This window comes from Seohaeicola saemankumensis (assembly GCF_021021435.1).
GTDB lineage: Bacteria > Pseudomonadota > Alphaproteobacteria > Rhodobacterales > Rhodobacteraceae > Seohaeicola.
This window is the reverse complement of sequence record NZ_JAINWI010000013.1, coordinates 66,762-81,061: the sequence shown is the minus strand read 5'-3', so window position 1 is coordinate 81,061 and position 14,300 is coordinate 66,762. Positions and strand designations below refer to the sequence as shown.

The window sequence follows — 14,300 nt, the reverse complement described above, 5'->3', positions numbered from 1 at the left end:
CCTTTATCCTTCGCGATTCGGGCGATGTTCAGGTTGGATTGGGGCTTTTCTGCGATGTTTGCCCATCCGCTGCACCCGTGCTGTGATTGCGTGGCACCGTCAAGCTGAGCAGATTGCCTGTTGCCGTCCATTGGCAGTGAAGGTCGCATGACAGCGCACGGATCATGAACCACCCGAATCCTCCCTCGGGAAGATCATCAAGCGCCACTCCTGCCAGTGGGGTGGCCACGTATTTCTCACCCGACAGAAGGTGCTGCGGCAAGGCGCGGCCACGGTCTTTCACCAGCATATGGATACCCTCAGGTGATCCGTGACAACAGAGTTCGATCCAGTCGCCCTCCCCCTGCTTTTGCCCGTCTCCCCGCCCATGTTCCGCAATATTGTTCAATATCTCGGCCAAAACGATCTCGCTCCGCCCCAGAAGATCCTCGCATGGTTCAATCTGTGCCAACCTATACCGCCACACCAGTAATGTAGCGCGGATATCCGGCGGGTTTGTCCGGCAGCGCAGCCGGATCTCATGCCCTTGATCTGACAACACGGCACCATTCCGCGGCAACCGTTCAGCAGACATCAGGGTCGATCGCGGCATCGACATTGGCATGGATGGGAAAAACTGTATCCATCCGCGTCAGCCGGAACACCCTGTCCACATTGGGTAAAAGCCCTGCCAGGTGCAAACGACGCGCGTCCCCCAGATGTTTCATCGCAGCCACGATAGCGCCAAGTCCGCTGGAATCGACAAATTCGACCTTGCTCAAGTCCAGAATGACCGGACCCTGCCCCCCGTCTGTTTCCCGTCGCATGGCTTCCTTAAAGGCGATGGCACCGGCCGCATCGATCCGGCTTTCCTCAACCAGAACAACACACCACCCTTGCCTGACCTGCGATATCAGTCGCATCTGCATCTACCCCGTTCTAATTTCGACCTCGCAAGGCTAAACGGAATTCCTTACCATCCCGTATTCAGAGGCCGCAGATAAGAGGGAGACCAGATATGAAAACCGTTGTGATTGCAGGGGCAGCCCGCACCCCGATGGGGGGCTTTCAAGGCGTATTCGATGGAATCGGGGCCGCCGTTCTGGGCGGGGCCGCAATCAAGGCGGCCTTGAGCGACGCCGGCGCCAGCACCGTCGACGAAGTGCTGATGGGCTGCGTTCTGCCCGCCGGACAAGGGCAGGCGCCCGCGCGTCAAGCGGGATTCGCGGGCGGCTTGGGCGAAGAGGTGCCCGCGACCACCCTCAACAAGATGTGCGGATCAGGCATGAAAGCCGCGATGATCGCCTTCGACCAGATCGCGCTTGGCCATACCGACACGATGATCGCAGGCGGTATGGAAAGCATGTCCAACGCGCCCTATCTGCTGCCCGCGATGCGCGGCGGCGCTCGGATCGGGCATGGGCAGGTCGTCGACCACATGTTTCTGGACGGGCTGGAAGACGCCTATGACAAGGGCCGCCTGATGGGCACCTTTGCCGAGGATTGCGCCGAAACCTTCCAGTTCACCCGCGAGGCGCAAGACGACTTTGCCCTGACATCCTTGTCCAATTCGCTGGAGGCCCAGAAATCCGGTGCCTTCGCCCGCGAGATCACGCCCGTGGCGCTTGCGACCCGCAGCGGCCAGATCATGGTTGAGGCTGATGAACAGCCCGCCAAAGCCAAGCCCGAGAAGATACCGCAACTCAAACCGGCCTTTCGCAAGGATGGCACGGTGACAGCGGCCAATTCCTCGTCTATCTCTGACGGGGCGGCGGCACTGGTTCTGGCCTCGGAGGAGGCTGCACAGGCACAGGGCCTCAAGGTCCGCGCCCGCATCCTTGGTCATGCCAGCCACGCGCAGGCACCAGGCCTTTTCACAACCGCTCCGGTCCCTGCGGCCCGCAAACTGCTGGAACAGATCGGATGGAGCGTCGCCGATGTCGACCTGTGGGAGGTGAACGAGGCTTTTGCCGTTGTGCCGATGGCCTTCATGCAGGAAATGGGTATCGCGCGCGAGAAGCTGAACGTAAACGGCGGTGCTTGCGCGCTGGGTCATCCGATCGGGGCCTCGGGGGCGCGGATCATGGTCACTTTGCTGAACGCATTGGAGACGCGCGGACTTAAACGCGGCGTCGCGGCTATTTGCATCGGTGGTGGCGAAGGCACAGCCATTGCGATCGAATTGGCCTGAACGTTTTTTCTTGCAGGAAATATCATCGAGGGGAGACGTCGAGCCCTTGTTCGGCGACAAGGGGCGGAAAGCCCCCCACCTGCTATGAAAGAGAGAACATGAGGGTCAATTACACTACGCTAGCCGCCACGATCTCGGCGCTGACCGAAGGTGAAAACGACACCGTCGCCCTCATGGCGACGGTCGCCTGCGAGGTGCATCACAGCGATGCGCGCTTTGACTGGACAGGATTCTACCGTGTGACCGCGCCGGAACTTCTCAAGATCGGGCCTTATCAGGGCGGGCATGGCTGTCTTGTCATTCCGTTTTCACGCGGTGTCTGCGGTGCGGCGGCGCGCACGGGCCAAGTGCAGCTTGTGCCCGATGTCGACGCATTTCCGGACCACATCGCCTGCGCGTCCTCGACCAGATCCGAGCTGGTATTGCCCGTTTTCAACGGGTCCGGCGTGCTGGTGGGTGTCTTCGATATCGACAGCGACCAACCGGACGCTTTCACCACGCAGGATGCAACGGCGCTTCAATCCATCCTTGCGGATGTCTTCGGGCATGCGGAATGACTCGCAGCCCGGGGATGTCACTCTATGAGTTTTGAAGGCTGGACTGTTTTTGCCCTGTTCTGGGTCGTGTTTGTCACAACACCCGGTCCGAATGCGGTCAATTGTATCACCAACGGGATGACACATGGCTTTGGCCGCAGCCTGTGGGGTGTGCTGGGCATCCTGACGCAATCTACGCTGTTTCTAACCCTTTCGGCGCTGGGTGTGACCGCCCTGATCGCAGCCTCGCCGCAAGCCTTCGGGATCGCCAAGCTAGCTGGAGCCGCCGTTCTGATCTGGCTAGGGCTGCGCGGCTGGCTGAATGCGGCCAAGCCTGCACCAGCCGTCATGCCCCATGCCGGTTCAATCTATACACGTGCCTTCATGATCGCCACGATCAATCCCAAGAGCGTTGCGGGCTATCTGGCCGCCTTCAGCCAGTTCGTGCAGCCCGATGTCCCTATCGCGCTGCAGATGTTGACGATCTTTCCCACAGCCTTGCTAATCACGGCGGCAAGCTATGTGACCTACACAGCCTTGGGCGCAGGTCTGGGCCGCGCTGCCTTGGGTGCCGTGTTCAACGTCTGGCTCAGGCGCGGCATGGCCTTGTGTTTCATCCTTTACGGCATCCTGCTGGGCCTGTCCTTGCCCCCTGCGCCGCCAAGCGGGGCTTGAACACATCGCGATGATGCGGCACTGGGAGAGCATGCAAAGCGCCTATTCCCCCCCGACCGATCCGCTGACCGTCCTGCACGAGGATCACGAGATCGTCGTTCTGGACAAGCCGGCCGGCCTTTTGTCGGTTCCCGGTCGTGGACCGGAACTGGCTGATTGCCTAATCACACGGGTGCAGGCCGTTTTCCCCGAAGCCTTGCTGGTGCACCGGCTGGACCGCGATACATCGGGGTTGATCGTCTTTGCCCTGACCCCGCATGCCCAGCGAAACCTGTCCATGCAGTTCGAGGAGAAGCGCACGAAAAAGACCTATCAGGCGCGGCTGGATGGTTTGCTTGAGCCACGGGAAGGCACCGTAGAGCTTCCTCTGATCGTGGATTGGGAAAACCGCCCCCGCCAGATGGTCTGCCATGACACAGGCCGCCCTGCGACCACCGACTGGCGCGTGCTGCGACACGAGGACGGCACCACCCGAGTGCGCCTGATGCCGCGCACAGGGCGCACGCATCAGCTACGCGTGCACATGCTGGCTTTGGGGCATGTGATCCTTGGCGATTCGATCTATGCGACCGGTCAGGCGGCGGATCATCCCCGTCTGATGTTGCATGCCCAAGAGTTGCGCTTGAACCATCCAGAGTCCGGTCGTGGCATGGTCTTTCGCGCGCCGGTTCCGTTTTAAGGCTGCTTCTCTCTCTCGTCAGATAAGTCCCGCCTGTTTGAACAAGGCCTTCATATCCGCCTCAGGGCGGGCACCGAAATGGCTGATCACCTCGGCCGCGGCGACGCATCCCATTCGGCCTGACACATCAAGCGGCTGTCCGGTTGCCATCCCAAAGATAAAACCTGCAGCAAACTGATCGCCCGCGCCTGTCGCATCGACCGGCACGATCTCATTGACCGGGACAGCCACGGTCTGATCGCCTTCGACCAAAACAACATCGTGGCCCGAACGCGTGCAGACGATCAAACCGGACTCTGCTGCCGCCTGCTCAAGCGCCCGTCCGAGATCGTCGGTTTGATAGAGCGATTTCCACTCGTGCTCGTTGCCGATCACATAATCCAGCGACTTGACCAGACGCCGGAAATCTACCCTGTGACGATCCACGCAGAACGGGTCGGAGAGCGCAATCCCCGCCTTTCCGCCACCCTTTCGGCAGGCCGAGGCTGCAGCCTCGAACGCCTCTTTGCCTTTGGGCTTGTCATAAAGATACCCTTCGAGAAAAAGGATCGCGGCACGTCCGGCAACGTTGTCCGAGACATCATCCGGCCCAAGCTCAGCGGAAATCCCCAGATATGTATTCATCGACCGCTCGCCATCCGGCGAGACAAAAATCATGCTGCGCGAGGTGGGCAACTCCCCTCCCGCCACAGGATCGTTCACGAAATCCGTTCCGCCCTTGGCCATCTCGTCGGCATAGAACCGTCCCAAGGCATCATCGCGCACACGCCCGATAAAGGCCGTATCAAGACCCAGATTGCCCAGTCCTGCCAACGTATTGGCCACCGATCCACCCGGTGCCTGACGACGGTTTTCCATCGCATCGTACAGCAGTTCGCCGCGCTCGCGCTCGACCAGTTGCATGATGCCTTTCTGAATGCCCATCAGATCCAGAAATGACTCATCGGACTGGCTGATCACATCGACAATGGCGTTGCCGATGCCGACAACCTGATAGGTTTTCATGGGGTCTTATCCTCGAATCTGCACAGATCACGGATCAGGCAGGCATTACATTTGGGTTTACGGGCAACACAGGTATAGCGGCCATGCAGGATTAGCCAGTGATGCGCGTGATGCTGGAAATCAGCGGGAATATGATCCTCGATCGCACGTTCGACCACATTCACATCCTTGCCAGGGCAGATGCCGGTGCGATTGCCGACACGGAAAATATGGGTATCGACCGCCTGTGCCGGCATGCCCCACCACATGTTTAGCACCACATTGGCAGTTTTTCGCCCCACACCGGGCAGCGATTCAAGAGCCGCACGGGAATTGGGCACCTCTCCGTCGTAGTCATCAACCAGAATTCGGCTCAATTTAATGACATTCTTGGCCTTGTTGCGAAACAGGCCAATCGTCTTGATATGCTCGATCAGCCCTTCTTCGCCCAGATCCAGCATTTTTTGCGGTGTATCGGCAATCTGGAACAAGGCGCGCGTGGCGCGATTCACACCGATATCGGTCGCCTGCGCGCTGAGCGCGACAGCCACGACCAGCGTATAGGCGTTCACATGCTCCAGTTCCCCTTTCGGTTCCGGATCGCTTTCCTGAAAGCGCGTGAATATCGCGCGTATGTCGTGATAACCGAGTTGCTTGACCATTCTAGGTCTATGCCCTGACTGCCACTATCGGGCAAGGGGGCCGGGGCACCGTTCCGCCTGATCGTTCAAAACCGCTACATTTTTTCGCAAGTCTTCAGGGAGGATTAACCCGATCCGACGTATCCCCGTTCAAGTTTCAAAGCATAGCGGAGAGAAAATGGACCGGACCACAACAGCGTTGCGCGCCGCAGGTCATGTGGACGACAGCATGTCCGGTCTTGGACCCGGCTCTATGGTCATGACGACGGATGGCGAATTGCCGGTCGAATGGCTGGCAGCGGGCGACAGGGTAATCACGCGCGACCATGGCGCGCAACCGTTGCGCGGCTTGGTCCGGCAACGCAACAGCGCAGGCGATGGTGCACCACTACTACCGGACCCCGCGACCCTCGGCCCCCGTAGCGACCATACCGACACTAAACCTTGGGACAGGCTACGCTTGGCACCAGGCCACCGTGTCTTGGTCATGAACTATGCGCTTCAACTGAATTTCGGACTGGATGAGGCATTGGCCCGCCCCTGCGATCTGACCCGCAGGCGCATTGCGCGACCTGATCCGGAATTGGGGCAATTGACATACCATCATCTAATCCTTGCCCGACATGAGCTTATACTGGTGGGCGGTATATGGGTCGAAAGCACCTGTCCGGACATCGCGGACAGTCTGGGGGCCGCACTTCCCAAGGATGCCTCTGCACCGCTGACACAAGGCAACCGGCGCCTGGCCCGCCCTTCGCTGACCAGCGCGGAGGCAGCATTTCTGCGTCATACAATGCCGCAGTCATTATCTTTGCGGGAACTTCTTGCTGCGTGACCAAGGCCCGTGCCTGAATTCGATAAGCGACAGGGTGTCTTGGTCCCGGTCATCAAGCAAAGATTCAACCGCGCGGCGCGATCATGGACCTGGACAATCAATAGACACCAGCCTGCCTAAACCGCAATATTCGGGTCGAAAGACACCAGCCCACTGCGCTAGTCTTTGTAAACAACAAGGAAAGCAGCGACGTGATGACAGATATCAACTCTTCTATATCCGCTGCGGAGCAGGATCGCGGCTATCACTACCATGTCATGCGCCGCGCGATCGAAGCGATCGACCTGGCCGAGGAACCGCTGGCGCTGGACGAACTTGCTACGCAGATGGGGATGAGCGCCGCCCATTTCCAACGACTGTTCTCGGCTTGGGTCGGCGTATCCCCAAAACGATATCAGCAGTATCTTGCACTCGATCACGCCAAATCGCTTCTGGCGGGGCGGATGACCACGCTCGAGACCGCGATAAGCACCGGCCTTTCAGGTTCGGGGAGACTGCACGACCTCTTTTTGCGCTGGGAAGCCATGAGCCCAGGCGAATTTGCGAAGCGTGGCGAAGGCTTGCAGATCCGCTATGGCTGGTTTGACAGCCCCTTTGGCGAGGTATTGGCGATGGGGACAAACCGCGGCTTGTGCGGGCTTGCGTTCTCCGAAGAAACTGGGCGCGACGCCGCGATGGCCGACATGGTCGCCCGCTGGCCTTTGGCGCGCTATGTCGAGCAGCCCTCAGACGTGGCAGGATGGGTGACCTCGGCCTTTGCCGGCACGGGCGAGACAGCACTTCATCTGATCGGGGCCCCCTTCCAGATCAAGGTATGGGAAGCGTTGCTCGCGATACCTTCAGGACATGTCACAACCTATTCCGAGTTGGCAGGCGCCGTAGGCCACCCGCGCGCTGTGAGGGCGGTCGGAACCGCGGTAGGGCGCAATCCGGTCAGTTGGTTGATCCCGTGTCACAGGGCTTTGCGGAAATCAGGCGGTCTTGGCGGCTATCATTGGGGTCTTCCCGTCAAGCGCGCCATGCTGGCCTATGAGGCAGCGCGTGCCGAAGCATGACCAAGTCAAGCCGGAAGGCGAGTACTGACAATTTGCTTTCACAATGCCTTGAGAATCGGCGGTTTCTTGCCAAACAGGAGTTTTCATTCTCTTGGGTGGGAACCATCCATGCTTTATAAGCGTTATAGGTCCGATGAATGGACGAAACCAAGAGGCATAACATGATCCGAGCTCAAAAACCCTTCCTGCTGCTGGCAGGTCTTTCGCTGGTCGCCGTGACAGCCTGCACCGAACCCGGAACGATGGGTGATCCCAACGATCCGAACCGCAACACCCGTCAGGGTGCAGTTGTTGGCGGGATGCTGGGCGCAGCAACCGGTGCGCTCGTCAGTGACAACCGTGCACGCGGGGCCGTGATCGGCGGCATTCTGGGTGCCGGAACTGGTGCCGTTGTCGGCAACAATTTGGACAAGCAGGAAGCGGAACTGCGCCGCGATCTGGGCAACCAGGCCCGGATCACCAACACAGGTGATCGCCTGATCGTGTCGATGCCGCAGGATATTCTTTTCGCCACTGACAGCGCGACGCTGCGCTCCGATCTGCAGGGTGATCTGCGGACGATCGCAAGCAGCCTGAATAGCTATCCGAATACAACCGTTCAGGTGGTCGGCCACACCGACAATACCGGTGCCGCAAGTTATAATCAGGCGCTGTCCGAGCGTCGTGCCGGCGCTGTTGCTGGCGTCCTGATCAGCGGCGGTGTTTCTGCCGGACGCGTCCGCACGTTCGGTGCGGGTGAGGATCAGCCGATCGCATCGAACCTGACGCCCGAGGGCCGCGCCCAGAACCGTCGCGTTGAAATCGTGATCGTGCCCAACGCCTGATAGGCCCCTGACAGCCTTAACGCTTTGGAAACGCCCTGCCTTGACTGGCGGGGCGTTTTCGTGCTGTCCTGGCGATCGCATGCGTTTTTCAACAGCTTATGCGCAACACCGCGACTTGTCTTGGTGGGCATCAGGTTTAGGTCCTGGCCTGAAATGTGCACCAAGCAAAGGTAGTTTTCATGCCCAATCCGACCCTTTTGGGAATTTCGGGCTCGCTGCGGAGCGGGTCTTTCAATCGCAAACTTTTGGCCGAGGCCGCACGCCTTTTTGGCGAGGCCAACTATACCGAGGCGAATCTCAATCTGCCTCTCTATAATGGAGATCTGGAAGACGCCGAAGGTATCCCTGCAGCCGTGCAGCTTTTGTCAGATCAGATTGTTGCAGCCGACGCGGTTCTGATTTCGACGCCCGAGTATAACAAGGGTATTTCCGGCGTTCTGAAAAATGCACTGGATTGGGTCAGCCGGACCAAAGGTACGCCGTGGTCCGGGAAGCCGGTCGCCATTCTGTCTGCCACAGCAGGGCGCGCTGGCGGTGAACGCGCGCAAGTGATGTTGCGCAACAGTATGGTCGCGTTTCGTCCGCGTATACTGCAAGGCCCAGAGATGTTTCTGGCCGAAACCTCGGTGCAGTTCGATGAGGACGGGCATCTGAAGGGCGATCTTTACATCAAAACTTTGAAAGACCTGATGGCATCTCTGCGCGCCGAGATCGGGCGGGGATAAGCCGTGCCAAAGCAGTCAGCGGTTGCTTGACCGCCGGTTCGCCTCAAGCTGGATGTTGAAAAGGGATGCAGACATCGCGGTGCCTGTCTGCATGTCACCCAGCACCACGGTTGTGCTGTTACCCGCATCATCATTGATCAACCATTGCCGCAACTGGATCGGGTTTCCGGTAAAAACAAGCTGGATATTGCCATAGTCAGGATTGTCCGGATCTTGCGCTGTCACGGTCGTCGCAGTGCCGTCATAGGTATGTCCCACGACCATACGGGCCTGTCCAAGATTGACCGTGTCGGCCAGAATGATCGACAAGGGCGTGCGTGCCAGAGGGTAGGTTTCCGGCCCCGTATTCGACTTGGCATCGAAAATCGCAACGCTGCTACTACCGGCAATCACCAGCGTATCGTCCGGCGGGGCATATTCGAACCTGATCCGCCCCGGACGGTTGATATAGATCGTTCCGGTCGAGATCGTGCCATCCCCGTTGATCTGGGTGAAGGCGCCGGTCGCTGTCCGCAGGTTGTTCAGATATTGGGACAAAGTCGACAAAGACAGTTTCTCTGCCGCTGCCGGAAGGGCCATCACCACCACAAGGACAGGGGCCAGCAAAATTCGCATCATGTTCATAGTATCAATATAAACGCTATATGCGCCTTCTGCACCCTAGTCTTGCGTCACGAAAGCGAGACACCACCGAGAGGGGTTTGTGAAGTGCCCGCCTTTCAGTGTTCGGGCACCAGCACCTCGCGTTTGCCAACATGGTTCGCGGAACTGACAACGCCTTGCTCCTCCATCTGCTCGACCAGACGCGCGGCCTTGTTATAGCCGATCGCCAGTTTCCGCTGAATATAGGAGGTCGAACATTTGCGATCTTTCACAACAATAGCGACCGCCGTGTCATAAAGCGCATCTTCCAAATCGGTGTTGCCGCCGCTGGCCAGACCAAGCACCGCATCAATATCGGCCTCGCGGTCCTCGTCAGGACCATCCAGAACCGAGTTCATGTATTTCGGCGGACCGAAAGCTTTGAGGTGGTTCACGATCTCCTCGACTTCCTCGTCGCTGACGAAAGGACCGTGGCAGCGCGTGATCTTGGCGCCGCCAGCCATATACAGCATATCACCCATCCCCAGAAGCTGCTCGGCACCCATTTCACCAAGAATTGTGCGGCTGTCGATTTTCGAGGTGACCTGAAACGAGATCCGCGTGGGAAAGTTCGCCTTGATCGTACCGGTGATCACATCGACCGAGGGGCGCTGTGTGGCCATGATCAGATGGATACCGGACGCCCGCGCCATTTGCGCCAGACGCTGGATGCAGGCTTCGATCTCCTTGCCTGCGACCATCATCAGGTCGGCCATCTCGTCGACGATGACAACGATATAGGGCATCTTTTCGGGCATCAGTTCTTCGGTTTCGAAGACTGGTTCGCCGGTTTCGTCGTCAAAGCCGGTCTGCACCGTGCGGCTGAACATCTCGCCCTTGGCCAGCGCATCCGCTACGCGGCTGTTATAGCCGTCGATATTGCGGACGCCCATCTTGGACATTTTGCGGTAACGCTCTTCCATCTCGCCGACGACCCATTTCAGGGCGACGACCGCTTTTTTCGGATCGGTCACAACGGGGGACAGCAGATGCGGAATTCCGTCATAAACAGACAATTCCAGCATTTTGGGGTCAATCATGATCAACCGGCATTCTTCGGGCGTCAGACGATAGAGCAGCGACAGGATCATCGTGTTGATCGCCACCGATTTACCCGATCCCGTGGTTCCCGCGATCAACAAGTGGGGCATCTTGGCAAGGTTGGCCACCATCGGATCTCCGCCGATGTCCTTGCCAAGGGCAAGCGGCAGTTTCATGTTGCTGTCGCCATAATCACGTGCGGACAGGATCTCGCGCAGGACCACTTTCTCGCGGTTCTCGTTGGGCAATTCGATACCGATCACGGTGCGGCCCGGCACGGTCGAAACACGCGCAGACAGGGCCGACATGGAGCGCGCGATGTCGTCGGCCAGACCGATCACACGGCTGGCCTTGAGGCCGGGCGCGGGTTCCAGTTCGTACATGGTCACAACAGGACCGGGACGGACAGATACGATGTCGCCTTTCACGCCGTAATCATCCAGCACGGATTCCAGCATGCGGGCATTCTGTTCCAGTGCCTCGTCGCTCAGGTGATGGCGCGTGATCAGCGAGGGGTTTGACAACAATGCAAGCGGCGGAAGCTCGTAAACCGCCTCGGACGCGTCAAACTTCAGCGTCGGCTGCGCCTCGGCCTTGGCGCGGGTCGAAGGCTGGAGCGGCTTGCGGACGGGGTTCTGGACGACACTGCGCGGCTGGGCGACGGGAATTTGTAACGGTGCGGCCTGCATATCCGTCGAAGCAGCGTAGGCTGTGTATCCGTCATCCTCGACGCCATCAGACATGTCGAATGGTGTATCTTCGGGCAGGTCATATGCGGAGTCGAACGACGCGTCATAGGAATCATCGAAGATATTACCCTCGTCATCATCATCGGCCTGATGCGCGAAATTCTGACTGACAGGCGCAGCGGCTGCCACGACCGGCGGTATCATCCTTGCGGCTGTTGCCGCGGTCGCCGCTACAGCAGGGCGATGCGCCGCTGTCAAAGGAGGTTCGGCTTTCAAAGCACCGCTGCGGGCCGGATTGAACAACAAGGGGTCAGGCCCGCGCCCGCGTCCACGGGTCAGCGGCGCATGCTGGACAGGTGCCATCGGTGCCACAGGACGGACGCGCGATTTGATCACATCGGCAATCTTGGCGCGGATACGGTCATCCCCCGGCGCGAGGTCATGCTGGAGATAGGTGTCCGATGGATACTGCTCGACCAGTTCGGGTTCCGGCATCGCCTCAACGCGGCGACCAAAGCCGGGGACACGCGCCAGAAGACCAGTCTTGATCTTCTCGACGGGACCGGCTGCAGGCGTATGATATTCCTCCTCCGGCCAATCGTCTTGCTCGTCCCATTGCTGGACGGGCGCGGGCGGCACGTCATGACGGCGCGCCACCAATGGCGCGCGGGCGGACTGCGCCATCGGGGGTGTCGCAGTCTCCCGCATATTGGTTGCCGCCCAAGCGGCGGTATCTTCGGACTCACGCTCCCGGATCAGGCGGCGTTCGGCTGCGCGAGCTTGCAACCCTTGCGCCATTTGCACCGTGCCCGAGGCACCGCGCCCCATCACGTGCATCAGACGGGCATAGGAGAGGATCATACCGACCAGAAGGAAGCGACTGATCCGCTTCAATTCGGGTCGCGTGAAGCCCATGACAAAAGCGCCCAAGGCCAGCATCACAACCGCCATCACCAGCGAGGCAAGTTTGATCCCGACCGTGCTGCCAAGCGGGATGGCCGTCAGGATCATGCCCATGATCATATCGCCGAACACGCCGCCCAAGCCGAAATGGTGGGTATCCTGCCATATCTCGCCGGGATTCAACGTCGCCGCATAGACCGAGCAGAGCGCCACCGCGATGGGCGCAAAAATTAGCCGCCCGACAGCGCGCTCTTCACCGAGATGCAAAGTAAAGCGGACGCCCCAGGCAAACAGCACAATCGCGATGGCCCAGCTACCCCAGCCTGCGATCATGAACAACGGCGCGGCAATCGTGGCCCCCAAACGACCCATCCAGTTCTGGACGGGCGCATCGGTGGCCGACAGGAAAGACGGATCTTCGGGATTATAGGACATGACCATCGCCGCTGCTGCACATCCCAGCACAAGCAACGCCAAACCCAGCAATTCCTTGCCGCGTTTCTCGATTGCTGCCTGAACGTTGCTGTCAAACAGCGGATCGCGCCCACGGGTTTGATATGCCATGCCTGCCCTCGTCCTTTTACCCATAAATGCAGTCACGCAAGGCGATCAGCCCCGCCTGCATCTCGTTGATTGGGGCCACCATAGCGACCCGGATATAACCTTTGCCGGGGTTGTCCCCGTTCACATCGCGGCTGAGATAGGCACCGGGCAAAACCCGCACACCTGTCTGTTGCCAAAGCTTCAGCGCGGCAACCTCTCCATCCTCAACCGGCAGCCACAGGAAAAAGCCCGCCTCAGGCCCTTTGTAGCTGTTTACGCCGGCAAAAATCCTGTCGGCGGCCAGATACTTCTCTCCGTAAAGGCGGCGGTTCTCGACTACATGGGCCTCGTCCGCCCACACGGTTTCTGACGCCTTTTGCAGCGGCAAGGGAACGGGCGCACCGGAATAGGCCCTAAGCTGCCGCGCACGCGCGATGCTGTCCGGTCCGCCCGCCATGAAGCCGGACCGCAACCCCGGAAGGTTCGATCGCTTGGACAGCGAATGGAAAATCACTACGCGTTCAGGATCGGCCCCCATCTCGGCGGCGACCTCAAGCGCGCCAGCGGGGGCTGCGTCACGGTAGACCTCGGAATAGCATTCATCCGCGAATATCTTGAAATCATACTGCTCGGCCAAGCCGATCAGATCACGCCAATAGGCGCGGCTGGCAACTGCGCCCTGCGGATTGGCAGGCGAACAGATATAAGCAGCCGCTGTACGGTTCAGCACATCCGCAGGCAGCCCGGTGTAATCAGGCAGATAGCCCCCGTCGCGCGTCGCAGGAACAAACACAGGCTCTGCCGCAACCGAAATCGCGCTGATCATGTAGACCTGATAGAACGGGTTCGGCATCAAGATGACGGGCTTTGTCCCGTTTTTTTGTTCGGGCACAAGCGCCATGCAGGCATTGTAGAGTCCCTCGCGCGTGCCGTTCAGAACCATCACCTGACGTTGTGCATCAACGGGCACATCGTAGCGCCGCTTGATCCAGTCGCCGATGGCATTCAACAGTTCCGGCGCGCCTTCATTGGGCGGGTAACGGCCAAAATCCGCGACGTTTTCGGCAATCACCCGTCCGATCCAGTCGGGAAAGGCGTGTTTCGGTTCACCGATGGTCATATGCACGACCGGACCACCGGGCGCATGCGCGTCCAGAAGCGCCCGCAAACGCGGGAACGCATAGGCCGGTAGGTTCGAGAACCGCTCGGGGAACATTCTTATACTGCCTCAATCATCGGGATCATTGCGCCCCGTTTGGTTGCAAACTATCCAACTGCGGCGCTTGCGTCCAGAAAAAGCAGCGGGATTCCCGACTCTTGTGGCATTTCAGCAAAATCGTTGCGGCAAATTTGTCTGC

The 14,300-nt window shown here is 59.4% G+C and carries 15 protein-coding genes; 8 read left to right on the top strand and 7 right to left on the bottom strand.

What is annotated here, in order from left to right:
- Window positions 1-28: 28 nt before the first annotated feature.
- Together K7H22_RS11595 and K7H22_RS11590 are read right to left on the bottom strand one after the other, a co-directional pair.
- On the bottom strand, window positions 29-574 hold the full coding sequence (locus K7H22_RS11595; protein WP_269063107.1) for an ATP-binding protein: 546 nt from the start codon (window positions 572-574) through the stop codon (window positions 29-31).
- A complete protein-coding gene (locus tag K7H22_RS11590; protein WP_230800981.1) occupies window positions 564-902 on the bottom strand; it encodes an STAS domain-containing protein in 339 nt (112 codons plus the stop codon). The genes K7H22_RS11595 and K7H22_RS11590 overlap by 11 nt, the downstream gene beginning before the upstream one ends.
- A 95-nt stretch (window positions 903-997) precedes the next feature.
- On the opposite strand from K7H22_RS11590, the gene K7H22_RS11585 reads away from it, so the two are divergent.
- The 4 genes from K7H22_RS11585 to K7H22_RS11570 all read left to right on the top strand — a co-directional run bounded on the left by K7H22_RS11585 (window position 998) and on the right by K7H22_RS11570 (window position 4,060).
- Window positions 998-2,170 (top strand): thiolase family protein, encoded by a 1,173-nt coding sequence (locus tag K7H22_RS11585; RefSeq protein WP_230800980.1) that lies wholly within the window; start codon window positions 998-1,000, stop codon window positions 2,168-2,170.
- Between the two features lie 98 nt (window positions 2,171-2,268).
- Complete coding sequence (locus tag K7H22_RS11580) at window positions 2,269-2,727, top strand: GAF domain-containing protein (RefSeq protein WP_230800979.1); 459 nt, start codon at window positions 2,269-2,271, stop codon at window positions 2,725-2,727.
- A gap of 24 nt (window positions 2,728-2,751) precedes the next feature.
- Window positions 2,752-3,381: a LysE family translocator gene (locus K7H22_RS11575; protein ID WP_230800978.1), complete on the top strand. Its 630-nt coding sequence runs from the start codon at window positions 2,752-2,754 to the stop codon at window positions 3,379-3,381.
- A gap of 10 nt (window positions 3,382-3,391) precedes the next feature.
- Window positions 3,392-4,060 (top strand): RluA family pseudouridine synthase, encoded by a 669-nt coding sequence (locus K7H22_RS11570; protein WP_230800977.1) that lies wholly within the window; start codon window positions 3,392-3,394, stop codon window positions 4,058-4,060.
- Window positions 4,061-4,078: 18 nt separating this feature from the next.
- On the opposite strand, the gene K7H22_RS11565 is transcribed toward K7H22_RS11570, so the two are convergent.
- On the bottom strand, window positions 4,079-5,065 hold the full coding sequence (locus K7H22_RS11565; RefSeq protein WP_230800976.1) for an adenosine kinase: 987 nt from the start codon (window positions 5,063-5,065) through the stop codon (window positions 4,079-4,081).
- Window positions 5,062-5,706: an endonuclease III gene (gene nth / locus K7H22_RS11560; protein ID WP_230800975.1), complete on the bottom strand. Its 645-nt coding sequence runs from the start codon at window positions 5,704-5,706 to the stop codon at window positions 5,062-5,064. Before nth ends, K7H22_RS11565 begins: the two co-directional genes overlap by 4 nt.
- A 157-nt stretch (window positions 5,707-5,863) precedes the next feature.
- Between nth and K7H22_RS11555 the strand changes: the two genes are divergently transcribed.
- From K7H22_RS11555 to K7H22_RS11540, 4 genes are all read left to right on the top strand, one after another.
- Window positions 5,864-6,520, top strand: a complete 657-nt coding sequence (locus K7H22_RS11555; RefSeq protein ID WP_230800974.1) for a Hint domain-containing protein — start codon at window positions 5,864-5,866, stop codon at window positions 6,518-6,520.
- Window positions 6,521-6,714: 194 nt separating this feature from the next.
- Window positions 6,715-7,575, top strand: coding sequence for a methylated-DNA--[protein]-cysteine S-methyltransferase (locus K7H22_RS11550; protein WP_230800973.1), 861 nt, complete (start codon window positions 6,715-6,717; stop codon window positions 7,573-7,575).
- Between the two features lie 161 nt (window positions 7,576-7,736).
- Window positions 7,737-8,399, top strand: a complete 663-nt coding sequence (locus tag K7H22_RS11545) for an OmpA family protein (protein WP_230800972.1) — start codon at window positions 7,737-7,739, stop codon at window positions 8,397-8,399.
- 179 nt (window positions 8,400-8,578) lie between these two features.
- Window positions 8,579-9,124 (top strand): NADPH-dependent FMN reductase, encoded by a 546-nt coding sequence (locus K7H22_RS11540; RefSeq protein WP_230800971.1) that lies wholly within the window; start codon window positions 8,579-8,581, stop codon window positions 9,122-9,124.
- A gap of 15 nt (window positions 9,125-9,139) precedes the next feature.
- On the opposite strand, the gene K7H22_RS11535 is transcribed toward K7H22_RS11540, so the two are convergent.
- From K7H22_RS11535 to K7H22_RS11525, 3 genes are all read right to left on the bottom strand, one after another.
- Complete coding sequence (locus K7H22_RS11535) at window positions 9,140-9,748, bottom strand: LolA family protein (RefSeq protein WP_419248177.1); 609 nt, start codon at window positions 9,746-9,748, stop codon at window positions 9,140-9,142.
- A 95-nt stretch (window positions 9,749-9,843) separates the two neighbouring features.
- A complete protein-coding gene (locus K7H22_RS11530) occupies window positions 9,844-12,963 on the bottom strand; it encodes a DNA translocase FtsK (RefSeq protein WP_230800970.1) in 3,120 nt (1,039 codons plus the stop codon).
- A gap of 16 nt (window positions 12,964-12,979) precedes the next feature.
- Window positions 12,980-14,158, bottom strand: a complete 1,179-nt coding sequence (locus tag K7H22_RS11525) for an aminotransferase class I/II-fold pyridoxal phosphate-dependent enzyme (RefSeq protein ID WP_230800969.1) — start codon at window positions 14,156-14,158, stop codon at window positions 12,980-12,982.
- Between the last annotated feature and the right edge of the window lie 142 nt (window positions 14,159-14,300).